This is a genomic window from Rhodobacteraceae bacterium M385 (assembly GCA_025141835.1).
In the GTDB taxonomy this organism is placed as follows: domain Bacteria; phylum Pseudomonadota; class Alphaproteobacteria; order Rhodobacterales; family Rhodobacteraceae; genus Gymnodinialimonas.
Window position 1 is genome coordinate 649475 of the sequence record CP081102.1, and the last position, 24049, is coordinate 673523.

Annotated in this window: 25 protein-coding genes and 1 riboswitch; of the genes, 20 read left to right on the forward strand and 5 right to left on the reverse strand. The window is 60.2% G+C overall.

What is annotated here, in order from left to right; translation table 11 throughout:
• Positions 1-100 precede the first annotated feature (100 nt).
• Together K3728_03305 and K3728_03310 are read right to left on the reverse strand one after the other, a co-directional pair.
• On the reverse strand, positions 101-454 hold the full coding sequence (locus K3728_03305; GenBank protein ID UWQ96285.1) for a hypothetical protein: 354 nt from the start codon (positions 452-454) through the stop codon (positions 101-103).
• A gap of 61 nt (positions 455-515) precedes the next feature.
• Positions 516-926 (reverse strand): CopD family protein, encoded by a 411-nt coding sequence (locus K3728_03310; protein ID UWQ96286.1) that lies wholly within the window; start codon positions 924-926, stop codon positions 516-518.
• A 141-nt stretch (positions 927-1067) separates the two neighbouring features.
• Here K3728_03310 and K3728_03315 point away from each other — a divergent pair, with 141 nt between their 5' ends.
• The 5 genes from K3728_03315 to K3728_03335 all read left to right on the forward strand — a co-directional run bounded on the left by K3728_03315 (position 1068) and on the right by K3728_03335 (position 6765).
• Positions 1068-2513 carry an FAD-binding protein gene (locus K3728_03315; GenBank protein ID UWQ96287.1) on the forward strand — a complete coding sequence of 482 codons (1446 nt, stop codon included), beginning with the start codon at positions 1068-1070 and terminating at the stop codon, positions 2511-2513.
• 105 nt (positions 2514-2618) lie between these two features.
• Positions 2619-3764 carry an FAD-binding protein gene (locus K3728_03320; protein UWQ97427.1) on the forward strand — a complete coding sequence of 382 codons (1146 nt, stop codon included), beginning with the start codon at positions 2619-2621 and terminating at the stop codon, positions 3762-3764.
• A gap of 1 nt (position 3765) precedes the next feature.
• Positions 3766-5094 (forward strand): glycolate oxidase subunit GlcF, encoded by a 1329-nt coding sequence (gene glcF, locus K3728_03325; protein ID UWQ96288.1) that lies wholly within the window; start codon positions 3766-3768, stop codon positions 5092-5094.
• 193 nt (positions 5095-5287) lie between these two features.
• The gene (locus K3728_03330; GenBank protein UWQ96289.1) at positions 5288-6157 is read left to right on the forward strand and encodes a trypsin-like serine protease; all 870 of its coding nucleotides are present in this window, start codon (positions 5288-5290) and stop codon (positions 6155-6157) included.
• 143 nt (positions 6158-6300) lie between these two features.
• Positions 6301-6765 carry an Hsp20 family protein gene (locus K3728_03335; protein ID UWQ96290.1) on the forward strand — a complete coding sequence of 155 codons (465 nt, stop codon included), beginning with the start codon at positions 6301-6303 and terminating at the stop codon, positions 6763-6765.
• A 54-nt stretch (positions 6766-6819) separates the two neighbouring features.
• On the opposite strand, the gene K3728_03340 is transcribed toward K3728_03335, so the two are convergent.
• A complete protein-coding gene (locus K3728_03340) occupies positions 6820-7668 on the reverse strand; it encodes a Hint domain-containing protein (GenBank protein UWQ96291.1) in 849 nt (282 codons plus the stop codon).
• Between the two features lie 128 nt (positions 7669-7796).
• Complete coding sequence (locus K3728_03345; GenBank protein ID UWQ96292.1) at positions 7797-8675, reverse strand: hypothetical protein; 879 nt, start codon at positions 8673-8675, stop codon at positions 7797-7799.
• A gap of 156 nt (positions 8676-8831) precedes the next feature.
• Here K3728_03345 and miaB point away from each other — a divergent pair, with 156 nt between their 5' ends.
• On the forward strand, positions 8832-10151 hold the full coding sequence (miaB, locus tag K3728_03350) for a tRNA (N6-isopentenyl adenosine(37)-C2)-methylthiotransferase MiaB (protein ID UWQ97428.1): 1320 nt from the start codon (positions 8832-8834) through the stop codon (positions 10149-10151).
• Positions 10152-10202: 51 nt separating this feature from the next.
• Here miaB and K3728_03355 read toward each other — a convergent pair whose 3' ends face one another.
• Positions 10203-10526, reverse strand: coding sequence for a hypothetical protein (locus K3728_03355; GenBank protein UWQ96293.1), 324 nt, complete (start codon positions 10524-10526; stop codon positions 10203-10205).
• Positions 10527-11044: 518 nt separating this feature from the next.
• On the opposite strand from K3728_03355, the gene K3728_03360 reads away from it, so the two are divergent.
• The 14 genes from K3728_03360 (at position 11045) to rpsA (ending at position 23907) form a co-directional block, all read left to right on the forward strand.
• Positions 11045-11602 (forward strand): OmpA family protein, encoded by a 558-nt coding sequence (locus tag K3728_03360; GenBank protein ID UWQ96294.1) that lies wholly within the window; start codon positions 11045-11047, stop codon positions 11600-11602.
• A 144-nt stretch (positions 11603-11746) separates the two neighbouring features.
• On the forward strand, positions 11747-11992 hold the full coding sequence (locus tag K3728_03365; protein ID UWQ97429.1) for a hypothetical protein: 246 nt from the start codon (positions 11747-11749) through the stop codon (positions 11990-11992).
• 60 nt (positions 11993-12052) lie between these two features.
• Entirely contained in the window at positions 12053-13234 is a 1182-nt protein-coding gene (locus K3728_03370) for a PhoH family protein (protein UWQ96295.1), read from the forward strand.
• Positions 13235-13282: 48 nt separating this feature from the next.
• A complete protein-coding gene (gene ybeY, locus K3728_03375; GenBank protein ID UWQ96296.1) occupies positions 13283-13780 on the forward strand; it encodes an rRNA maturation RNase YbeY in 498 nt (165 codons plus the stop codon).
• A 45-nt stretch (positions 13781-13825) separates the two neighbouring features.
• Positions 13826-14722: a CBS domain-containing protein gene (locus K3728_03380; protein UWQ96297.1), complete on the forward strand. Its 897-nt coding sequence runs from the start codon at positions 13826-13828 to the stop codon at positions 14720-14722.
• Positions 14719-16230, forward strand: coding sequence for an apolipoprotein N-acyltransferase (gene lnt, locus K3728_03385; protein ID UWQ96298.1), 1512 nt, complete (start codon positions 14719-14721; stop codon positions 16228-16230). Before K3728_03380 ends, lnt begins: the two co-directional genes overlap by 4 nt.
• A gap of 31 nt (positions 16231-16261) precedes the next feature.
• Positions 16262-16308: riboswitch (SAM riboswitch) on the forward strand.
• 6 nt (positions 16309-16314) lie between these two features.
• Entirely contained in the window at positions 16315-17496 is a 1182-nt protein-coding gene (gene metK / locus K3728_03390) for a methionine adenosyltransferase (GenBank protein UWQ96299.1), read from the forward strand.
• Between the two features lie 2 nt (positions 17497-17498).
• Positions 17499-17975 carry an ABZJ_00895 family protein gene (locus K3728_03395; GenBank protein UWQ96300.1) on the forward strand — a complete coding sequence of 159 codons (477 nt, stop codon included), beginning with the start codon at positions 17499-17501 and terminating at the stop codon, positions 17973-17975.
• Entirely contained in the window at positions 17972-18457 is a 486-nt protein-coding gene (locus K3728_03400; GenBank protein ID UWQ96301.1) for a hypothetical protein, read from the forward strand. The genes K3728_03395 and K3728_03400 overlap by 4 nt, the downstream gene beginning before the upstream one ends.
• Complete coding sequence (locus K3728_03405; GenBank protein UWQ96302.1) at positions 18454-19161, forward strand: tRNA (guanine(46)-N(7))-methyltransferase TrmB; 708 nt, start codon at positions 18454-18456, stop codon at positions 19159-19161. The genes K3728_03400 and K3728_03405 overlap by 4 nt, the downstream gene beginning before the upstream one ends.
• A 167-nt stretch (positions 19162-19328) precedes the next feature.
• The gene (aroA, locus tag K3728_03410) at positions 19329-20678 is read left to right on the forward strand and encodes a 3-phosphoshikimate 1-carboxyvinyltransferase (GenBank protein ID UWQ96303.1); all 1350 of its coding nucleotides are present in this window, start codon (positions 19329-19331) and stop codon (positions 20676-20678) included.
• Positions 20679-20781: 103 nt separating this feature from the next.
• The gene (locus tag K3728_03415) at positions 20782-21192 is read left to right on the forward strand and encodes a GFA family protein (protein UWQ96304.1); all 411 of its coding nucleotides are present in this window, start codon (positions 20782-20784) and stop codon (positions 21190-21192) included.
• Positions 21193-21286: 94 nt separating this feature from the next.
• Positions 21287-21901 (forward strand): (d)CMP kinase, encoded by a 615-nt coding sequence (locus K3728_03420; protein ID UWQ96305.1) that lies wholly within the window; start codon positions 21287-21289, stop codon positions 21899-21901.
• A 341-nt stretch (positions 21902-22242) separates the two neighbouring features.
• Complete coding sequence (rpsA, locus tag K3728_03425) at positions 22243-23907, forward strand: 30S ribosomal protein S1 (protein ID UWQ97430.1); 1665 nt, start codon at positions 22243-22245, stop codon at positions 23905-23907.
• Positions 23908-24049 lie beyond the last annotated feature (142 nt).

The window sequence follows — 24049 nt, forward strand, 5'->3', positions numbered from 1 at the left end:
AGGCGATGCGTTTGAGGAGAGGGTAGGTTTCGATATTTGTGAAAAGGTGAAGTTGGGAGGGCGGCGTGTTTGAGCGATGTTGCGCGGCTTTGTGAGCGGGTCAGCGCGGCAGGGTGTAGGGGGTTGTCGTGTCAGACCAGCCGTCGGTGGTCGTGCGTGTGCGGATGAAGACTTGGGTAGTGTCTTCTGGGATGGGCACGCCGGAGGTGGAGCGGGTGAAGGGTTGTTCCTCCACATGGGGATGAGTGAGAGGGCGGTCACCGATGATCGTCCCGTCCGCCAGTTCCACGCGCCAGCCGTCGGCGTAATCCTCCCACCCGGTGTCCGCATGGGACAGGGTCACGTCGAAGCGCCAACCGGAGGGGCTTTGGGCGGCGGTGACATCTTGGACTTGGGCCGGATCGGCGGAGGCAGGCATCGCGGTTAGAAAGAGGAGGGGGATGAGATTTTTCATGGGCGCAAGATACGGGCAATGGCGCGGGAATGCACGACACGAGGGTGTGAGGGTATCGGTGCTAGAAGGGTTTGTAGACCACAAGGATCAGGATGCCGATAACGCCGAGGACGCTGATCTCGTTATAAATGCGGAGCCAGCGGTCGGATTCGGTGAAGATGCCTTGGCGAGCCCGAAGAATGAGGCGTCCGGTCCAGCCGTAGTGGCCCGCCAGCAGTGCCACGGAGCAGAATTTCAGCAGCGACCATGTGGGCCAGCCCCAGAGGTGGGCAAGGTAGAGGCCGGAGAGCACCGCGACCACGCCAAGGCCGAGGGAAAAGCGGTAAATGCGGATGGTGAGATCTCCGGTCGGGCCGAAGGCTCCCTGCGCGGCCCACTCCCGTTTCCAGAAGATCAACGCGCGCGGCGCGGCAAAGATGCCGGTCATCCACCCCAGAACGCACAACAAATGTATGACTTTGACCCATTCCATGGCGCTTGTTGTGAGCGGGAAGCCCGCGGGTCGCAAGGGGCCAGATTGTCCTTGCGGGAAAACGATTGATGCGAGGCGGTATTGGTTATAATATTTTACCAATTCATGCGATGCAGCCGCGCGTGACGGGAGGGTCAGCCTATGCAAATGCCGGAACCTGATGCAGGGATCATTGCGCGAAAGCCGAGGATCGTAGAGCAATTGTTGGCGATTTTGCCGGAAGCGGCAGTGATCCACGATGCTTTGCAAACCAAGGCGTATGAATGCGACGCCCTGACGGCTTACAAATGTCCGCCGCTGGCTGTGGTCTTGCCGAGCACGACCGAAGACGTCGCGTCTGTGCTAAAGCTGTGCCACGCGGAAGGGGTGCCTGTGGTGCCGCGCGGGTCTGGGACCTCTCTGGCGGGGGGGGCGTTACCTACGGCCGATTGCGTGATCCTGGGCGTGGCCCGGATGAACCAAGTGCTTGAAACGGATTATGAGAACCGGGTGGTGCGGGTGCAGACGGGGCGTACGAACCTGTCGGTCACGGGGGCGGTGGAGGCAGAGGAATTCTTCTACGCGCCGGACCCGTCCTCGCAGTTGGCATGCGCTATTGCGGGCAATATCGCGATGAACTCAGGCGGGGCGCATTGCCTGAAATATGGGGTGACGACGAATAACGTTTTGGGGGTCACCATGGTCACGATGGCCGGAGACGTGTTGGAGATCGGCGGCGCGCACCTCGATAGTGGGGGGTATGACTTGCTGGGGCTGATCTGCGGCAGCGAGGGGCAGTTGGGTGTGGTGACAGAAGCAACCTTGCGGATCCTGCGAAAGCCCGAGGGGGCGCGGCCCGTGTTGATTGGCTTTGATAGCAACGAGGTCGCAGGGGCCTGTGTCAGCGACATCATTAAGGCAGGCGTTCTGCCGGTCGCCATCGAGTTTATGGATCGCCCGATTTTGGAGCTGGCGGAGAACCACGCGAAGGCGGGCTATCCTGATTGCGAGGCCGTCCTGATCGTGGAAGTGGAAGGGAGCGTTTCGGAAATTGATGCGCAATTGGCGTTGATCCGGGAGATCGCGCAATCCCACAATCCGGTCGCGTTCCGAGAAGCGCAGACCGAGGAAGAAGCTGCTCGGATTTGGTTAGGCCGCAAGAGCGCCTTCGGGGCAGTGGGGCAGGTGGCAGACTACATGTGCTTGGATGGCACCATCCCGGTGGGGGCGTTGCCCAGGGTGCTGACGGGGATCAAGGACATCGCCGATGGCTACGGGCTGAAGGTGGGCAATGTGTTTCATGCGGGCGATGGAAACATGCATCCGTTGATCATGTTTGATGCCAATAAGCCCGGAGACCTAGAACTGTGCGAGCAATGTGGTGCGGACATTTTGCGGCTGTGCGTGGAAGTGGGCGGTTGCCTGACAGGAGAGCACGGAGTTGGCGTGGAAAAGCGCGACTTGATGGGAGCACAGTTCTCGGACGCCGATCTTGAGGCGCAAATGTGGGTGAAAGATGTGTTCGACCCATCGTGGTTGTTGAACCCGGCAAAGGTGTTTCCATTGGATGCCTCCGTGGGACGACGAGAGAAAAAACATGCGGCTTGAAGCAAGGCCGAGAAGGGGGCCAGCCCCCTTGAGCGATCTTTTTCAGAGAAAAAGACCGCTGACCCCCGGAGTTGTATTCGCCAAGATGAAGGAACAGGCCCCATGTTGACCCCTCGCAATGAGGCTGAGTTGAGCGAAGCGGTGGCAGGTGCTGCAGGACCATTGCGGATCGTTGGCGGAGGGACACGCGCGATCGGGAGGGTGCCGGACGCGGAGGTGCTGTCGTTGCAAGCCATGTCGGGGATCGAGATGTATGATCCCGGCGCGTTGACCTTGGTGGCAAAGGCGGGGACGCCGTTAGAGGAGATCGAGGCGGCACTGGCTGCGGAAGGGCAGATGCTTGCGTTTGAGCCCTCGGATATGCGGGCGCTTCTGGGGCGCGAGGGGCGATCGACCATTGGCGGTGTTGTGGCGGCCAATGCCTCGGGCCCGCGCCGATTGCAGGCGGGCGCTTGTCGCGATGCGCTACTGGGGGTGCGGTTTGTGGACGGGCGAGGAGAGGTTTTAAAGAACGGCGGGCGGGTGATGAAAAACGTCACTGGCTATGATCTGGTCAAGCTGATGGCGGGTTCATTCGGGACGTTGGGGGTCTTGTCTGAAGTCGCGCTAAAAGTTTTGCCGCGTTTGAATGGCGCGACGGTGATTGTGCGAGGGGGCGCCCCCTTGGCAGTGATGACAAGCGCGATGATGTCGCCCTTCGATGTGTCTGGCGCGGCGGCCGTTCCGGGGGAGGGCACCTTCCTGAGGGTGGAAGGTTTAGAGGTTTCAGTTCGATACCGGTGCGATCAATTGCGTGATCTGTTGGGCGCGATGGGAGAGGTTGAGGTCATCGCGGACTCGACCTCGTCAGCGGCCCTGTGGAAACGGCTGGGGGACGTGACAGATTTTGCCGGCGACGCCAGTGCGGTGTGGCGCATCTCTATGAAACCGTCGGATCTGATGGGGCGGTTGATGCCGTCGATTTCAGACGCGCTGGATGTTCAGTTCGATTGGGCGGGCGGCTTGGCTTGGGCGCGCATGGCCGCTGGCGCGGAGGATGCAGAGGTCACTGCCATGCATGCGCGGCTTCAAGCTGACGTTGCCGCCCATGGCGGTGGCCATGCGACCCTGTTCAAAGCCCACGATGCTGTTTTGGCGCAAGTGTCCATTTTCCAACCGGAACCCCATGGCCTTGCGCAGCTGTCACAAGGGCTAAGGGCAAAGTTCGACCCGCACGGTATCCTGAACCCCGGCCTGATGGGAGGCGCTTGATATGCAAACCACATTCACGCCAGAGCAGTTAAAAGACCCCTCAACCGCCCGCTCGAACGAGATTCTTCGCACCTGCGTTCACTGCGGTTTCTGTACGGCCACCTGCCCGACGTATCAGGTCTTGGGGGATGAACTCGATAGCCCTCGGGGACGGATCTACCTCATCAAGGATATGTTGGAGACCGGCCGCCCTGCCGATGAAAAGACAGTGAAACACGTAGATCGGTGCTTGTCATGCTTGGCCTGTATGACGACCTGCCCCTCGGGCGTGCACTACATGCATCTGATTGATCATGCCCGTGAGTATATCGAGCAAACCTACAAACGGCCCCTCTTTGAACGGGTCCTTCGCTGGTCCCTGGCGCGCATCCTGCCCTACCCAACGCGGTTCCGGCTGGCCCTTCTGGGGGCGAAAATCGGCCGCCCCTTTGCCCGATTGATGCCAGATGCTCGGCTTAAGGCGATGTTGGAAATGGCGCCTTCCTATATCCCTCCGGTCAGCCGCAATGATGATCCCCAGACCTTTCCCGCGGAAGATAGGAAAATGCGGGTGGCCCTGATGACGGGCTGCGCACAGAAGGCGCTGAACACCGACATCAACGACGCGACGATCCGTGTGCTCACGCGGCTCGGGGCCGAGGTCGTGGTGGCCGAGGGGGCGGGCTGCTGTGGCGCGCTGACCCACCACATGGGTAAATCAGACGAAAGCCACCTTGCCGCCGCGCGGAACATCCGCGCCTGGACAGCGGAACTCCAAGGCGCGGGCTTGGATGCCATTGTGATTAACACCTCGGGCTGTGGCACAACGGTTAAAGACTACGGCCATATGTTTAAGGAAGACCCGATCTTGGCCGAAGATGCGCGAAAGGTAGCTGAGATCGCCAAAGACATTAGCGAAGTCTTGATAGACCTGATGCCAGCGGAGACGGTCCAAAACACCGCCGATGGCCTTCGCGTGGCCTATCACGCGGCTTGCTCACTCCAACATGGCCAGCAGATCAAAACTTACCCCAAAGACCTCTTGAAACGCGCTGGTTTCACTGTGCTGGAACCCGCTGACAGCCACCTGTGCTGTGGTTCCGCTGGAACTTACAACCTGATGCAGCCGGAAATTTCAAGGCAACTCAAAACACGTAAGGTGCAGACCCTCGAAGCCCTTCGCCCCGATATCATCTCTGCGGGCAATATCGGCTGCATGATGCAGATCGGCGGCGCGACTGACGTGCCCATCGTCCATACGGTAGAGCTGCTGGATTGGGCCACAGGCGGTCCGCGCCCGCCCGCGTTGGACCGCAACCGTGACACGCCTGCCGTGCCGCTGCTGCGCTAGGCTTCCCCCTCAACCCACAATCGCGAACCTAGCCCCTCCTTCATCTTGGCAAATACAACTCAATCCCACACCTGCCCCAAACACCGCCTTCTCGGAGGGGCTCCCTCCCGCATCCCCCGGTTGATCCCCACTCTGGTCATATTCTCGCCGCGCTTGACCATTACGCCCTACCGAAACGGTTGAGGAGCCACCGATGGGTTGGTCATTTTTCGCAGGGGTTGCCTGTGCAGTCGGTGTCGCTGTCGGCGCCAGTTTCCCCGCTCTCGCGCAGGGGTTGCCGCAGGTGCAACTGACCGAGGGCCATGGAGGCTTGCGGGCCCTTAACAGTGGCGCCGAAGCGCAGGTTTGGCGGGGCGTCGGGCGGCTCGATACCGGCGCTTCTTTTTGCACCGCCACTCTCATTCGTGAAAATTTGGTGCTGACCGCAGCCCATTGCGTGTTCCATCCGCAGACGTCCCGCGCTTTTGATGCCTCTGATCTGACCTTTCTGGCCGGGCTCCGGAATGGCCATGCCGAGGCAGTCCGCAATGTGCGACGGATTATTGTCCTGCCGGGTTACCACCCGGAGCAAGGGCCGGACTTCGATATGATTGGTCGCGATCTGGCACTTTTGGAGCTGTCGATGCCGATCTCGATGACGTCTATCGTGCCAATTTCCACGGCGCGTACGCCTTGGCGTGAAGGCCGTGTCACGGTGGTATCTTATGGTCGCGAACGCGAGGGCTATGCCTCGATCGAAGAGGGTTGCGAAATTCTTCAGCGGCAGGAATCAGTACGGGCAATGAATTGTCAGGTGGTGTCGGGGGCCTCGGGCTCTCCGGTGGTGCGGGTCAATCAGGGCCGCGCCGAAGTGGTAGCGGTCATCTCGGCCAGCGCGCAATCGAGCGAGGGTGATGTCTCTCTTGCTGTGATGCTCGAGGATCATTTGGCCACGTTGATGTCGCAATATCGGGCCAGCGCCTCGACGCCTGTGGGGGTGACAACATTGGGGGGTACGCCCTCGTTCATCGTGAACGGCGCAGATGCGCGTAGCGGTATTGGCGCGCGGTTTATTCGTCCCTGATCTAGGGTCTTGAAACCGGTATTCTCCCTTCCCAAATCTAATGGGTCGGTGCCGCCCAGCGGGCCGACATAAACAGCAACCGGGTGCGTGCCTGACAACAGGGCGGCCCAAATTACTTGTTATCGCTCAATGGAGGATGACCCATGCGAACCTATGATTTTTCCCCTCTTTACCGTGCCACTGTCGGCTTTGACCGTGTCGCAGATATGCTGGACCGCGTGCTGACCCAGGATGCCAGCCAGTCCACTTACCCCCCTTATAATATCGAGAAGCTGGACGAGCATTCGTACCGGATTTCCGTGGCTGTTGCCGGTTTCTCTGACGCTGACCTGAGCGTTGAACAGCGCGAACATCAACTGGTGATCGCGGCCAAGCGTGAAACGACGGACGAAAAGCAGACCTATCTGCATCGTGGCATCGCCACACGTGCGTTCGAGAAGCGCTTCCAACTGGCCGACCATGTCCGTGTGACAGGCGCCGTGGCCGAGCATGGTATGCTTCACATTGATCTGGTGCGCGAAGTGCCAGAGGCGCTGAAACCACGCCGGATCGAGATTGGCGGATCAACAACCGCCAAAGCGATCGAGGCTGAAACTGCCAGCGCCTAATTCGCTGCCTCATTGACCCTTGTGACGGGCGGCCCAAATGGGCCGCCCGTTTTGCTATCCGGTCCGAAGATTGCGAGGGCGGGCACCTTGCCGTTCGATCCGCCGCGTCGGGGTTATCTCTGCTGCGTGGTCCAACAAGCGTCGGGCAGCCGCCGTTTGTTTCGGCAGGCTGCGAGAGGTTGCAAGGAGGCTTTCGACCCAGCATCCGGCAACCTGAATGATCGAATGCCGTTCCATCACCACATTCAGGTATTCTTCCCGCTTCTTGCCGCGCATCCGGCGGATACCGTTGCGGCCTATTAGGTTAACGGCGGGCACCAAAACCTCGTCCCCGTGGTGGCCTATGCTGCGCAGTAAGCGAAGTTGGCCGGACACCTTTATTTCTTGTTGCGGCTGATTTGGCCCCAATGCCCCTGCCGGGATCAGGATCGGCTTGGGGCTATCGTCATGCACCGCGAATTCCATAGCCTCACGCACGACCATACGCAGGGCCTGCCAGCCGTGATCCTTGGTCCACAGAATATCGCTGGGGCGCAGTTCTTCGATCGGGATATCACCGCGTTGGGTGGTTATCGGCGTGCCGGCGACGAAGGACACAGGCCCGACAGAGAAGGCGAAGTTAGCGGCGTCCAGATCCCGCGCGTGGATACCGCAAAGCCCGAGCGTATCCCCGTTGTCGAAGGTGATTGTCGGGTCGTCCCCGCCCGAGATCCGATCAGCGACATCTTGAAAGCAGCCAATCTCGGCCATGTCGAAGGCGACGATATCATTGGGTTGAAACGGATTGATCTCGTCGGTGCCGTGCCCGTCGCGCACCATATATGTCTGCCTTGGGAACGTATTCTTAGGCGGTTGCTGAACAAGAAGGGGCGCTGTGGGGCTTTTGTCGCCATTAGTCGTCATGGGGTCATCCTGATCGAGGGTTCTTCAATCAGGAGGGTGGCGAAAAATAGCTAACGTGGGCTTAGGCTCCGCGTGGCCATTGCGTAAAACTCAAGTCAGTTTGTGAACAGACCTTTGAGGCGATCGCTTCAGAACCACTGCCCGGGTTCCATCAGTCCCAGTTCCATCAACTGCATAGAGGACCAGTGAAACTGCACCGATTTGTGCCAGCGGAAATCGGGAATGTCGTGGCGTGATCCGGGGTTGGTGCGCAGTGCCTTGGCAACGCGGAACGAACAGATCGTGGCCGACAGTGAATGATGCCAGGGGCAGGCGTAGGTGTTGAGCTCTTCATTCGACAAGGTGTGATCGTCGCGCAGGGTCAGGCCGGGGGCAGCTTGGAACAGGCCCACGCGGTCAATCTTGCGTTTGGATTTGGCAACGTGTTCTTCAAACCGCCACCGCAAGCCGCCGTAGAAGTTTAGCTGCCTTTCCATGACCTCATCTTGTTCCGGCCCGCCGCGCCGGGTTTCGGCGTAGTAGCCAGAGCTGTCCAGCAACGCCCCGTCCAGATCGACCGCATTGGGGTGCGATGACAGATCGCCAGCGTAAAGGTCGACCACATAGGTCAGCACCGATTCCCGGCGTTCTTCTTTCACCCATGTCACCAATTCTCCCACCGTGCGGTCTTCGCAGAAGGGGAAGAACAGATACTCTCCGTTGTAGCAGTAGTGGATCCACTGCCCCGGCACCTTTTCGATCAGCGCGTTAACGATGGCTTGGGTTGCACCCGGTTGCCGGGAAGGGTGGCGCACGACATGTTGGGCCGACTTGGCCCCTTCGGGAGCATCGGGCACGGCAACTTCTTCAGGCGCGAGCACGATGATCGTCTTGAAGGCCAGCGAATGCAGGTGATCCAGAGAAGACGCAAGCTCCACCCGGTCCTCGGCAATCAGCACCGCATAAGGGCCTTTGCCAAGCTGCGCCGCAGGGGCCGCCTTGAAACTGGTGAGAGTGTCGAAATTCATAGGGTCGTATGCTCGGTCTTATTGGTTGGCCACAAGATGCCTTCGCTTGGGTGATATTGCAATTGTGACGTCGGTTGAACCGCAGGTATCCGCAGGATACACCCCATCCGTTGATATTTCCCTGATCCCGCGCGAGGCGCCCTGATGACCAAGAAGCTGACCAACACGAAAAAGTTGTTCGTGAAGACCTATGGCTGTCAGATGAACGTCTACGACAGTGAGCGCATGGCCGAGGCTTTGGGAAGCGAGGGCTATGAACAGGTCAACTCGCCGGAAGGCGCGGATATGATCCTGCTCAACACCTGCCACATCCGCGAAAAAGCCGCCGAGAAGATGTATTCCGAACTGGGTCGTCTGCGCCCGTTGCGGGATGCGAACCCTGATCTGAAAATCGGCGTCGCGGGCTGTGTTGCGCAGGCTGAGGGCGAAGAGATCATGAACCGCCAACCCTTGGTGGATTTGGTCGTGGGGCCGCAGACCTACCATCGTTTGCCGAAGATGATGGAGGCCGTGAACGCGGGGGAAAAGGCGCTCGACACCGACTTCCCCGAGGAAGACAAGTTTCTGAAGCTACCCAAGGCACGCGCCACCCGCGGGCCAACGGCGTTTCTGACGGTACAAGAGGGCTGTGATAAGTTCTGCGCCTTCTGCGTCGTGCCCTATACGCGGGGCGCGGAAGTGAGCCGCCCGGCAGAGCGGTTGATGGGCGAGGCGCGTGATCTGGTGGAGCGTGGCGTGCGCGAAATCACCCTGTTGGGGCAGAACGTCAACGCCTACCACGGTGCAGCGGCTGACGGCACGTGGGGCCTTGCGCGGTTGATCCGGGAGATGGCCAAGATTGATGGGCTGGAGCGGCTGCGTTTCACTACCTCGCACCCCAACGATATGGAAGATGACCTGATCGCGGCGCACGGCGATTGCCCCGAATTGATGCCCTATCTGCATCTTCCGGTGCAGGCGGGCAGCGACAAGATCCTGAAGGCGATGAACCGCAAGCACACGGCAGCGGAATACATCCGCCTGATCGAACGCATCCGCGCTGCGCGTCCTGATCTGCACCTGTCGGGCGACTTCATCGTCGGCTTCCCCGGCGAAACAGAAGAGGATTTCCAAGCCACCCTCGATCTGGTGGAAACCGTGGGTTACGGCACCGCCTATTCGTTCAAATACTCCGCCCGCCCTGGCACCCCCGCCGCCGAGCGCAAAGGTCAGGTGAGCGAGGAAGTGGCGAGCGAACGCCTGCAACGGCTGCAAGCCCTGCTGACCAAACAACAACGCGCCGCCCAAGACGATATGGTCGGCCGCCGCGTGAAAGTGCTGTTTGAGAAGCCCGGCCGCAAACCCGGCCAGATGATCGGCAAATCCGACTATCTGCACTCTGTCCATGTGGAAGGGCCCGAAACCCTGCGCGGCCAGATCGCCGAGGTCGAGATTATTGAGAGCATGACCAACTCGCTTACGGGGCGGTTGGTTTAAGGCGGTCGGGCGGGACGTATCCCGCCCGTTGTGGCCAAAGCTGGCCTCGGCTTAACCCGGCGGGTTCTGCGCGATGATCTGATGCATCACCTGCACCGCCATATCAGGCCGATCCACGGTGGAAGGATCCCGGCACACGCGCTCTCCGATGGCGTGCGCCTCGGGGAATGTATAGCCAGCGTTCACCAGGCTATCGATGAAAACCGCGTTGGGGCGGTCCCAGATGACCTCGGAAAACGGGCCACGGAAACAGCTTACGGTGACTTGGACGGTGTTCACGATCATATGGTATTGGTAGTTATTGGCCGTTGCAGGTGCGCCAGAGCCAAGCAGAAGTGCGCCCCCAAGGACGGCAAAAGTAAGTGCTTTAATCATTTTAGTTCCCCAGTTTACTCGGGGCCTCAGATCAAGGGGTAGAGCCCTTGGCAGAGATCTATGTGGCGCCCGATGTGTCCTGAAAGGTTAACACATCCAGGGGGGTTGGGTCTCATCACAAAACTTAAGGCTGCCGAGATTCTTAATATTGGAAACAATCCTATGCAATTTCCTGGGATCGTTCGGCCCGTGCGAACAGCGGCGCGGTTCTTTCGGCAATAAATTGCAAGCCGTACGGTCGAATAGGGAACTGCGCGTCGCTTGAACGGCAAAAATGGCACGAATCGGTCACAGGCTGTTTCCGAATCTGCAACGCTGAGGCGAATAAACCTCTTCCCAACGGGGGATAAGGTGCTATCTTGCCGAAATCTAAGCCTTTTATATTCCGGCCCTGCCAGGTCCGCGAAGGGGCAAGTGAATTTATTGATCGAAGGCCTTTGCGTGTATGTGCTTGGCTGTTCGGAACATAGGGGGATGCACGAGTGAAAGACGCTCTTACACGCAGAATTGCGCGCGGAATGACAAGCTCGCTTGGCGTTGCTGCCTTGGTTGCGGGGGCGTTTATGGCCACCTCGGCGCCGGTCGCAGCACAGCAACAGCAGCAGATTATCGTCACCGGTCAGGTCCAGCCGGGCCTTTGGGTTGATCCCGATGGCTGCCTGCATTGGGTCGCGGACGGCGGTATCGAAGGCTACATGGAAGGTCGTGTTAACCCAGAGAACGGCATGCCCGTTTGCCTGGATGTGAACCCTTGCGGCGTTGCAAACACAGATACCCTGTTCCACACCGATAGCGCGCGCCTGACCAGCTCGGGCCGCCAGTACCTGCAACAGTTCTTCAGCCAAGCCGGTGCCTATGCCTACGCAATCTATGGCCATACCGATAGCCGTGCTTCTGATGAATACAACATGCGCTTGAGCGAGCGTCGTGCCGCCTCTGTTGCGAACGTTGCTCGTTCCATCGGTGCCCGCGTCGCGCGGGAAATTGGCTACGGTGAACGCCGTCCGGTTGCGCCTAACGATTCGGCTGCAAACATGCAGCGTAACCGCCGCGTCGAAATCGTGTGCTACCGCTAAGGCGGAGGAAGGGACCATACTATGACTGTTTTTAAACTTCCTTTGCTGATTGCTGCGCCACTGGCCTTGATGGGCTGTGTCGAGAACTTCGAAGGCGTTGGCCCTGCACGGGTTGGCCCCAACGGCGAGCCACCTGTTGTTGCCATCGGTGAAGACCGGGGCCGCGATGCGGGTTCGCTTTCGCGTCTTGAAGCGGGCATCTACATTGACCCCGACGGGTGCCACATCTGGATGATCGACGATGGCCTTGAAGGCTACTGGTCGCGCCGCCTTGACCCACGCTCGGGTCTGCCGGTCTGCACCGAGCCCGCACCTCGCGGGTCGATCATTGGCGACTACAGCTCGGGTAGCCCCGGCATCGCGGACCGCGTGCCACGCATCCGCAACTAAGTGCGCCAATAGATTTCATGCATACGGGCGGCCCAATGGGTCGCCCGTTCTGCTTTGAAAATGGGCAGGTTTTGCGTGCGGTACTGTCCCGAAATACAAAATATTGGGGACAGATCCCTTTGGGATGTGGACAAGACACGACGCTGGGGCCAGACTCGGATAGAACAGACGCCTCGGGTTGTCCGGGGTGCACCAGCCCAACCGGAGATTTCTTTGGCAATCAACACGCTGCCTCCTGCGGACCCGTCCAGCGCCCCCACTGTTGCCCCCGAATCCCTCGAACAGGTTGTCGAGTTTTCCAATAATCGGCTGCTTATTGAGCTTTGCGGAGAGTATGACCGCAATCTGGCGCAGCTCGAGCAATTGCTTTCAGTACAGATCAACCGCCGCGGCAATCTGCTGGCGATCCTTGGCGAAGCGCGCGTTCGGGCGGCTACGATTCTGGAGGGGCTCTATGCCCGTCTTGAGCAGGGTAAAGAGGTGGAGCCCGGCGATATCGATGCCGCCGTGCGAATGGACGGATCCTCAAGCGGTACCGGCGTGCGCGATGGCGACCAGATCGAGATGTTCAAAGGCGGCACGCTGGAAATCGGCACCCGTAAGAAAACGGTAGAGCCGCGTACCCAAGCGCAGCAGGATTACGTTCGCGCGCTGTATGGTAATGAACTGGCCTTCGGCATCGGTCCGGCGGGCACCGGCAAGACCTATATCGCTGTCGCGGTCGCCGTGAACCAGATGATGAGCGGCCATGTGGACAAGATCATTCTTTCACGTCCGGCGGTCGAGGCGGGCGAACGGCTCGGCTTTCTGCCCGGTGACATGAAGGACAAGGTCGATCCCTACATGCAGCCGCTTTACGACGCGCTGAACGACTTTCTTCCCGGCAAACAATTGGCCAAGTTGATGGAGGAAAAGACCATCGAAATCGCGCCCTTGGCCTTCATGCGCGGGCGTACCCTGTCCAATGCCTACGTGGTGCTGGATGAGGCGCAGAATGCGACTTCGATGCAGATGAAGATGTTCCTGACCCGTTTGGGGCAGGGGAGCCGTATGGTCATCACCGGCGACCGCACGCAGGTGGATTTGCCGCGTGGCGTCACCAGTGGCCTTTCCGATGCAGAGCGCATCTTGAAGGACGTGCCGGGCATCAGCTTTAACTACTTCACCGCAAAAGATGTCGTGCGCCACCACATGGTCGCCAAGATCATCCAAGCGTACGACAAAGACGGCCCTGTGGGTTAAGGCGGGCAGCAATTGACGGGCGACCCGCGAGGGTGCAAGGGGCGGGGTATGGAGATTGATATCCTTATCGAGGCGCCCGCTTGGGACGCGCTGGACCTAGCTCAGATGACCAAGGCGGCGGTGGAGGCATCCCTTGCCACCCTCGGCCTGACGTCGCGGTTTTATGAGCTGTCATTGATGGCCTGCGATGACGCCCGGATTGCCGAGCTGAACACCGAGTTTAGGGGCAAGCCCACGCCGACAAACGTGCTGTCCTGGCCCGCCGAGGACCGCGCACCAAATACGCCCGGAAAAATGCCCGCTTTGCCGCTGCCCGACCCCAATGGCATGCCTGAAGAGTTGGGTGATATCGCACTGGCGTTTGAAACCTGTGCCCGTGAGGCGGATGAAGGCGGCAAACCGCTCGCCCACCATGTGAGCCATTTGATTGTGCATGGGCTGCTGCATTGCCTTGGTTTTGACCATGAAACCGATGCAGATGCGGCACTTATGGAGGGGTTTGAAACGCAGATACTTGCAACCTTGGGGGTGCCTGACCCATATTAGGGCGGCACGGGCAATTTTGGCCCGGTTTTTTTGCGGAAAGGAGCCATGAGCTCAAATCCTGATCCGTCGTCTGCGGCGGCGCATGGCGCGCTGCTCGACGATGAAGATAGCCCGGCCCAGAGGCCCGGCTTTTTTGCCCGTATTTTTGGTGCCGATGCTTCGGGCCCTGTTCCCGAACGTGACCCGTCCAACGGCACCGCTCCCCCTCCTCATACCTTCGGCCCAAGGCTTCCCGGTATCCTGAACCTGCGTCAGATGCGGGTGGAGGATGTTGCGATTCCTCGGGCCGAGATCACCTCGGTTGCCAGCGATACGGACCTGCCCGATCTGGTGCAGGTATTTCGGGATAGCGGCCTGACACGCTTGCCGGTCTACGATGGCACCTTGGACGAGCCGATTGGCCTTGTGCACCTCAAGGACATCGCGTTGCAGCATGGGTTCAACGGCGGGGCCAAGGATTTCGTGCTGTCCGAGAGCCTGCGCCCGGTGCTTTACGTGCCGCCGTCGATGCCTATTGGCGTTTTGCTGACCAAGATGCAGGCGGACCGCATCCACATGGCGTTGGTGATTGATGAATATGGCGGCGTAGACGGCTTGCTGACCATCGAAGACCTGATCGAACAGGTCATTGGTGAGATCGAGGACGAACACGACATTGAGGAAGCGCAGCCTTGGGTCCGCGAGGAAGACGGCGCGTTTCTGGCGCTGGCCCGTGCTCCATTGGATGAATTCGAGTCCGAGATCGGTGTCGATCTAGTGGATGAGGAGGAAGAGGAAGAAGTCGATTCCCTCGGTGGATTGGTCTTCCTTTTGACGGGCCGTGTGCCCGCACGGGGCGAAGTTGTCCCGCATCCCTCGGGCGTGGAATTCGAAGTGATCGACGCCGATCCCCGCCGGATCAAACGCCTGCGCGTGCGCCTTCCGGCAGAGGCTGCCGAGTGATCTTACCACAAGGGCGTTGGCGGGGCCGTTGGCAGGTGCTGGCGCTGGCGTTTCTTTCTGGCGCCATCGCGGCGTTGGCGTTGGCGCCGTTCAATCTGTGGTTCGTGATTTTTCCGACCTTTGCGGTGGTAGCGACCCTGATCGTTACGGCCCCTTCCCCGCGAAAGGCGGCATGGCGGGCGTGGTCGGCCGGGGCCGGGTGGTTCGCCCTGTCAGTGCATTGGATCGTGCAGCCATTCTTCGTGGACCCATTGGCGACAGGTTGGATGGCCCCCTTTGCGCTCGTCCTTCTGGCGGGCGGTTTGGCGTTGTTCTGGGGCCTTGCAGGATGGCTTTCTGCGCGGATTTGTTCCGGCCCGGTCAGGGCGCTGGCCTTCGCGGGTTTGCTCACCTTGACGGAAGCACTGCGGGGCCGGGTGTTCACCGGCCTGCCCTGGGCGGAGCCGGGCCACGGGTTGATCGGAAGCGAGGCGCTGGCCCTGTCGGCCTTTATTGGCCCCTATGGTCTGACGCTTGTTGTGCTGATCCTTTCTGCGGGCACTGCGGCGCTGTTCATGGCCGACTATCGGCGCTGGTCTTTGGTTCCCGTAGCCATCGGCCTCGCCCTTGGGTTGATCCCTCTGGCCCCTCCCGCGCCCGAGCCTGCCGCGGATGCCCCCGTGGTGCGTGTCGTGCAAATCAACGCGCCCCAGCACCTGAAGTGGCGCCGCGACATGATCCCTGTGTTCTTTGATCGCGGTCTTACCTTGTCGGCTCAGGCGGCTGGTCCCCTTGGCGCGCCGGACCTCATTATCTGGCCGGAAACCAGCCTACCGACCTTGTTGGGCCGATCCGAGGATGCCCGCGCCCGCATTGCTGAGGCGGCCGGTGAGGCCGAGCTCTTGATCGGCGGTCAGCGATACGCAGGCGATGAGCCGCGCAATATGTTGGCGCATCTGGGCGCATCTGGGATGGTTATCAGCGTCTACGACAAGCACCACCTTGTGCCCTTTGGCGAATATCTGCCGCTTCGGGCGCTGGCTGAACGGCTTGGCCTTCGGGGGGTGGCACAGCAGTTATCAGGCGGATATCGCCCCGGTGTTGGTCCCGCGCTTATGGACCTTGGCCCCTTTGGGCAAGTCTTCCCGATGATATGTTATGAGGCGATATTCCCCCGCTACATCCATGCAGTCGAGCGGCCTGATTGGATGGTACAGGTCACCAATGACGCGTGGTTCGGCAGTTTTTCCATGCCCTATCAACACCTTGCCTTGGCGCGTCTGCGGGCGGCTGAACAGGGGCTGCCGTTGATCCGGGCGGCGAATACGGGCGTTTCCGCCGTAATCGACGCCCGTGGCGCTGTGGTGCAGTCCTTGCCGATGGACAGCCAAGGGGTGCTGGACGCACGCTTGCCGCCGGCGCTGCCGCTCACGCTCTATTCCCGCACGGGCGACATACCGGCACTTCTGATTGCGATATTTGTCACAGGCGCTGCCCTTGTTGCCGTGCGTCGTCGCAGCCCCCATTGATTGGCGCAACAAAGGGGCGTAAGCGGCATGAACTTCCCCACAACGGCTTCCTGGCGTGGGGCAATTTTTAATGGAGCACTCCCCATGGCACGTGATAACTACCTGTTCACTTCGGAATCTGTTTCCGAGGGGCACCCGGATAAAGTCTGCGACCGGATTTCCGACGCGATCCTTGACGCCTTCCTGTCGGAAGAGCCCGAAGCGCGTGTAGCGTGCGAGACCTTTGCGACCACCAACCGCGTGGTTATTGGCGGCGAAGTGGGGTTGAACGATCAGGACAAGCTGCATGAATACATGGGCAAAGTGGACCCGATCGTGCGGGCTTGCATCAAAGATATCGGCTACGAGCAGGACAAGTTTCACCACGAGACGGTAGAAATCACCAACCTGCTGCACGAACAATCGGCCCATATCGCCCAAGGCGTCGATGCGGCGGCTGACAAGGAAGAAGGCGCAGGCGACCAAGGGATCATGTTCGGCTTTGCCGTGGCTGAAACGCCGGAACTGATGCCCGCCCCAATCCACTACGCCCATGCGATTCTGAAGAAACTGGCCGAGGTGCGCAAATCCGGCGAACAAGCAGTGCTTGGTCCCGATGCGAAGTCTCAGCTTTCGGTACGGTATGAAGACGGCAAGCCGGTTGGCGTGTCCTCCATCGTTTTGTCCACGCAACATCTGGACGAGTCGCTGTCCTCTGCCGATGTCCGCGCCATTGTAGAGCCCTACATTCGCGGTGAATTGCCCGATGGTTGGATTTCTGCCGATACGGAATGGCACGTGAACCCGACGGGCAAATTTGTGATCGGCGGGCCCGATGGCGATGCAGGTCTGACGGGCCGCAAGATCATCGTGGACACATACGGCGGTGCGGCACCCCACGGGGGCGGCGCGTTTTCGGGCAAAGACCCGACGAAAGTGGACCGCTCGGCGGCCTATGCCTCGCGCTATCTGGCGAAGAACGTGGTGGCGGCAGGCTTGGCGCATCGCTGCACGATCCAGCTGAGCTATGCCATTGGCGTGGCCAAGCCGCTGTCGATCTATTGCGACACCCATCAGACGGGCCATGTGCATGAATCCGAGATCGAGCGGGCCTTGGGCCGGGTCATGGACCTGACCCCACGCGGCATCCGCACCCATCTGGGCATGAACCGCCCAATTTATGCGCGCACCGCCGCTTACGGCCACTTTGGCCGCGCCCCAGAGGCCGATGGCGGTTTCTCGTGGGAGAAAACGGATTTGGCCGACGCGATCAAGGCGGCGCTGTAAGTATGACGAAATCACTGCTCTATTACGTCTTCCGCTTCATCGTGTCGGTGATCGGCATGGGGGCGCTTTTATTCGGTGTGGCCTATCTGCTGTCGCGGTTCGCACCGGATTTGGCGGAGACTTTGTTGACCGGACCGGCAATGTTCGGGGCGAGTACCTCGATCTTTGTCGTGCCGCCGTTTCAGGTAGGGCAGAGCTTTTTTCGCCATGAAGGCCGCGCCATGTCCGGTGGTGAAGGCTGGGGGCTGGCCGCGATATGTTCCCTGATCTTCACCGGGGCGGTGATGGCCGGCGCTTATCTGAGCCTCTCTCGCAATACAGTGGCATGGGAAAGGCTTCTGGATGAGAACGGCGATGATCTGCTTCTCGCCTTGATACCATTTGTGGGTCTTGCCGTCGTGTTGATGCTGCTTTTCAAACTGTTCTTCTGGGCCGCGATCCGAGGCCAGATGAAACGCGCGGCGAAGGTAGCTGAGTGACACGGCAAGGAGCGCGCGGGTTGCATGTGCGCTATGGCGCGCGCCATGTGCTGGGGCTTTTCCTGTCTACGGTGGTGCTCATTATCTATATGTTCCTGGTCACATTGGCCGATGGATGGGGCTCGCGCTTTGGTAACGGTCTGGGTGGCGCGGTCTCGATACTGGTTTGGGCCAGCGTGCCGACCTTGGCCATTGGGCGCAGATTTGCGCTTCGCGAGGCGCGCGCCATGGGGTGGCGGGACGCCGTTTGGATCGCATTACCGGCGACGGCGATCCTGAGCGTTTTCATTATCTGGGCCGGTTTGGGGATGCGCAGTGAACGCCCGGAAGATCGGCTAAGCGACGCGCAGTTCTGGGCGCTCCACCTGACTTATATCGCAGTGGCCTTCGCGTTTTTTGCGGTGGTGATGTGGGGGAGAGCGCGGATTGGGGCCAAAGGCTTGAGAAGCGCCGAGGATCAAGATACTCCGCCGCCATTATGACAGAGCCTCACCCCAACCGCCCGCACCGCAACTTCTATGGCCGCCGCAAGGGCCATGACCTCCGAGATAGCCAAGAGCGGTATCTGGAAGAGGATTTGGCGCGCCTGTCGCCGGGCGCCGTTGATTGGGACGTGAACCCAGAACGCAAGGCGCTGGATTTGGGTCAGCGCTTTGGCGGTAAAGACGTGTGGCTAGAGGTCGGTTTCGGCGGAGGGGAGCATTTGGTGCATCAAGCCGCCAGCAATCCCGACGTCGCGATCATCGGTTGTGAGCCCTATATCAATGGCGTTGCCATGTTGCTTGGCAAGATCCGGGAAGCGGGGGTGGAGAACCTTGCGGTTTATCCGGGCGACGCTAGAGATTTGTTCGATGTGCTGCCCGAGGCAAGCATAGCGAAAGCGTTTTTGCTTTACCCCGATCCCTGGCCCAAGGCCCGCCATCACCGACGCCGGTTTGTGACGCCAGAGCATTTGGCGCCTTTGCACCGTGTGTTGAAGGGCGGCGCAGAGTTCCGCGTGGCGACTGACATCAAGGATTACGTGCGCCAGACCATGGAGGAAGTTCCAAAAGCGGGGTTTGAGTGGTTGGCGGAGAAGGCCGGGGATTGGCGGGAGCCGTGGGGGGATTGGATCTCTACACGGTACGAGCAGAAAGCCTTCCGAGAGGGGCGGGTGCCCCATTACATGACGTTCCGAAAGGTGTGAGGGCGGAAGGGGGCCAGCCCCCTGAGCACCTCCTGAAGGAGGCGCTGACCCCCGGAGGTGTATTTGCCAAGATGAAGGGGAGGCCTGGGGCGTGTGTCGTTTGGGGTGTGGACGAGGGGACGGGCCGGGTCTATCACCGCAGCGACCCTGAATGAGAGGCGCGTGACATGTCTGGACATGGTGATCCGAAACCGATGATGGCCCGAAAGGGCGGCGCTTTGACGGGCGTGGCAGAAGTGCCGGGCGATAAGTCAATTTCCCATCGGTCGCTGATTTTTGGTGCGATGGCTGTGGGCGAGACTCGGGTGACGGGTTTGCTTGAGGGCCAAGACGTGTTGGACACCGCCGCCGCGATGCGGGCGTTCGGGGCGGATGTGACCCGAGAGGATGACGGGACCTGGTCCATTCACGGGGTCGGCGTTGGTGGCTTTGCGGAGCCGGAAGATGTTTTGGATTGCGGCAACTCGGGCACCGGCGTGCGATTGTTGATGGGGGCGATGGCGACCTCGCCCATATCGGTGACGTTTACCGGGGATGCGTCGCTCCGGTCGCGGCCTATGGCGAGGGTGACGGACCCTTTGGCATTATTCGGCACAAAAGCCTATGGGCGGGCGCAGGGCCGTTTGCCGATGACCCTAGTGGGCGCCACCGATCCGATGCCGGTGCGATATGCGACGCCGGTGCCCTCGGCGCAGGTGAAATCCGCGGTGTTGCTGGCGGGTTTGAATGCCCCCGGCGAGACAATCGTGATCGAGGCAGAGGCCACGCGCGACCATAGTGAGCGGATGCTGGCGGGTTTCGGCGCGGTGATCTCGACCGAAGTCACGGCGGAGGGGCGGGTCATCACCTTGCAGGGCCAGCCGGAATTGAAGCCGCAAGTGATTGCGGTGCCCCGAGATCCAAGCTCTGCCGCGTTCCCGGTCTGCGCGGCATTGATTACGGAAGGCTCGGACGTGTTGGTGCCTAACATCGGCCTTAACCCGACCCGCGCAGGTCTTTTCGAGACGTTGCGGGATATGGGCGCGGACCTGACCTATGAGAACCCGCGCGAAGAGGGCGGGGAACCTGTCGCCGATCTGAGGGCCAAGTTCTCGCCCAATATGAAGGGTATCGAAGTGCCGCCTGAGCGCGCGGCGAGCATGATTGACGAATATCCGATTCTATCCGTTGTTGCCGCCAATGCGGAAGGCGCGACTGTTATGCGTGGCGTGAAGGAATTGCGGGTGAAGGAGAGCGACCGGATTGCCGCCATGGCCGATGGGTTGCGCCTGAACGGGGTGACGGTGGAGGACGGCCCCGATTGGTGGATCGTTGAGGGGCGCGGCCCCGGCGGCGTCAAAGGCGGCGCAACGGTGGCCACTCATTTGGATCACCGGATTGCCATGTCGTTCCTTTGCGCGGGTTTTGCCAGCCAAGAGGGGATTACGATTGACGATTCAGGCCCGATCTTGACCTCGTTCCCGATTTTTGAGCCGCTGATGGGCGCGCTCGGGGCAACTTTGGTGCCTGTCGCCTGAGCCGTCCTGCGAGGAGCGTAGCGAGGAGGGGCGCGGGCCCCAAACGCCGACTGGCGCGGGGCTGGAACTGCGCATAGGCTGCACCTAACAAGAGAGGTTCAGCATGACGACGCAAAGCGGGTCCTGCCTGTGCGGGGCAATTCATTTCACCACCAAGGGGCCGTTGCGCCCGGTGATTGCTTGCCATTGCACGCAATGCCGTAAGAGCTCCGGTCACCATGTGGCGGCGACCTCGGTGGCGCGTGACGCCTTGACGATTGAGGGAGAGGTCACGTGGTTTGCCTCCTCCGGCACGGCAAGGCGCGGGTTTTGCGGCACCTGCGGCACGAACCTGTTTTGGGATGGCCCCGGCGTGAATATGTCGATCTTTGCAGGCACTTTTGATGGCGATCCCGGTCTGAAGCTGGCGGCGCATATCTTCTGCGACGACAAGGGTAGCTATTACGAGCTGAACGATGATTTGCCCAAAGCGGGTGGCTACGACCCCGACCTGACAACGCAGGTGATCGTGTAGCGCTTTGGGTTCGTCACGTCTCCTACAAGGAATTTTCCGTTTTTAGCCCTTGCCCCAATTGCTTTGGGGGGCGGGAATGTGAGAACCAGAGACCATGAGATTTACAGTTGCTATTGATGGGCCTGCGGCAGCGGGCAAGGGAACGATCGGGCGCGCGGTGGCCGAGAAATTCGGTTTTGCGCATCTTGATACCGGGCTTTTGTACCGTGCCGTGGGCGCAAGGGTTCTGCGCGGAGAACGCGCGATAGAGGCCGCCTTGGCCCTGACCCCCGATGATCTTGCCACGCCCGATGCCCTGCGTACGCCCGAGGTGGCGCAGGCGGCTTCTAAGGTTGCGGTGATCCCAGAGGTCCGCGACGCGCTGCTGGAATTCCAACGCGCCTTTGCCCATCGCATGGGCGGCGCCGTTTTGGATGGGCGCGATATTGGCACCGTCATTTGCCCCCGGGCTGAGGTGAAACTCTACGTCACTGCAAGCGCCGAGGTGCGTGCCAAGCGGCGGCTGGATGAATTTGCGGGTCGTGGCCAAGAGGCTGATTTTGAAACCGTTCTTGCCGATGTCCGTGCCCGCGATGCCCGTGACGCGGATAGGGCGGCGGCCCCGATGGTGGCAGCAGGTGATGCATTGATCCTTGATACCAGCGAAATGACCGCAGAGGCCGCGATTGCCGAAGCGATTGCCGCCGTTCAGGCCAAGCGCGGGGCTTAAGGTTCAGGCACGAAACGGATTGGCTGCGCGATCCACGGCCAACTGACAGCGGAACCCTTGCAAACAAGGAAAACCCCAGCTATACGCGCGCCTGTCCAAGACGGTGCATAAATCGTGGGCGAAGGTACAGGCAGGTCGGAGTCGCTCCGGCCTTCTTTCGTTTTCGGCGCATTGTGGGGGATACCCGCGCTCAAGCAGCCCAAAGGGCGGTAGCGCAAAAGACGACCCGCGCTCAAGCAGCCCGAAGGGCGGTAGCGCACCAATAAACCAAGACCGGCGGAGACAACCGCGCGGCCAGCATCAAATTGATAGGAAACAGACGCCACATGGCAATGAACGCAATGGAGGAATTCGAAGCCCTTCTGAACGAAAGCTTCGAAATTGACACGCCCGACGAGGGCTCGGTTGTCAAAGGTAAGGTCATCGCAATTGAAGCGGGCCAAGCCATCATCGACGTCGGCTACAAAATGGAAGGCCGTGTCGAACTCAAAGAATTCGCAAATCCCGGTGAAGCGCCCTCGATCGAGGTCGGCGACGAAGTAGAAGTTTACCTTCGCAACGTCGAGAACGCCCGTGGCGAGGCCGTGCTGTCGCACGAAATGGCCCGCCGTGAGGCCGCTTGGGATCGTCTGGAAAAGGCATATGCCGCAGAAGAGCGCGTCGAAGGCGCAATCTTTGGCCGCGTAAAAGGTGGCTTCACCGTAGATTTGGGTGGCGCGGTTGCGTTCTTGCCCGGCTCTCAGGTTGATGTGCGCCCCGTGCGCGATGCGGGCCCATTGATGGGCCTCAAGCAGCCGTTCCAGATCCTGAAAATGGACCGTCGCCGTGGCAACATCGTTGTGTCGCGCCGCGCGATCCTTGAAGAGTCCCGCGCCGAACAGCGCGCCGAGGTTATCGGCAAGCTGAACGAAGGCGACGTGGTTGACGGTGTCGTCAAGAACATCACCGAGTACGGCGCATTCGTCGACTTGGGCGGTGTGGACGGCCTGCTGCACGTCACCGACATGGCATGGCGTCGTGTAAACGACCCCAAAGAGATCCTGACCATTGGCGAAACCGTCAAAGTGCAGGTCATCAAGGTCAACAAAGAAACGCACCGCATCAGCCTTGGCATGAAGCAGTTGCAGGACGACCCATGGGATGCCGTTGCCGCGAAGTACGCGCTCGACACAACCCACACGGGTCGCGTGACCAACATCACCGATTACGGCGCATTTGTTGAGCTGGAAGCCGGTGTTGAAGGCCTCGTCCACGTTTCCGAGATGTCCTGGACAAAGAAAAACGTCCACCCAGGCAAAATCGTTTCTACTTCTCAGGAAGTCGAAGTGATGGTTCTGGAAATCGACACCGTGAAGCGTCGCGTTTCTCTTGGTCTCAAACAGACCCAGCGCAACCCATGGGAAGTGTTCGCCGAGAGCCACCCAGAAGGTACGCAGGTTGAAGGTGAAGTTAAGAACATCACCGAATTCGGTCTGTTCGTTGGCCTTGAAGGCGAAATCGACGGCATGGTTCACCTGTCCGACCTGACTTGGGAAGGCCGTGGCGAAGACATGATCGGTGAATTCCGCAAGGGCGACATCGTGAAGGCCGTTGTTACCGAAGTTGACACCGATAAAGAGCGTATCTCTCTGTCGATCAAAGCGGTTGACGGCGATCCCTTCGGCGAAACCATCGAAGGCGTTAAGCGCGGTTCGATCATCACCGTTGAAGTGACGGCGATCGAAGAAGGCGGCATCGAAGTTGACTATGAAGGCATGAAATCCTTCATCCGTCGCTCCGACCTGTCCCGTGACCGTTCCGAGCAGCGCCCCGAGCGTTTCGGCGTCGGCGACAAGCTGGACGTTCGTGTCACCAACATCGACGCAAAATCGCGCCGCTTAGGTCTGTCGATCAAAGCGCGTGAGATCGCGGAAGAGAAAGAGGCAGTTGAACAGTTCGGCTCCTCGGACTCCGGTGCATCGCTTGGCGACATTCTTGGCGCCGCGCTGAAGCAAGACGACGAGTAATCGTTTTGCGATAGAATTGGGAAAGGCCCTGCCGGGAACGGCGGGGCCTTTTTCGTTCCGTTGGGCGATGACATCTATTCATCACGGGCGGGCGCGAACGCTTTTCACCGCGGTTTCGTTCCATCGTCCTAAAGAAATAAAC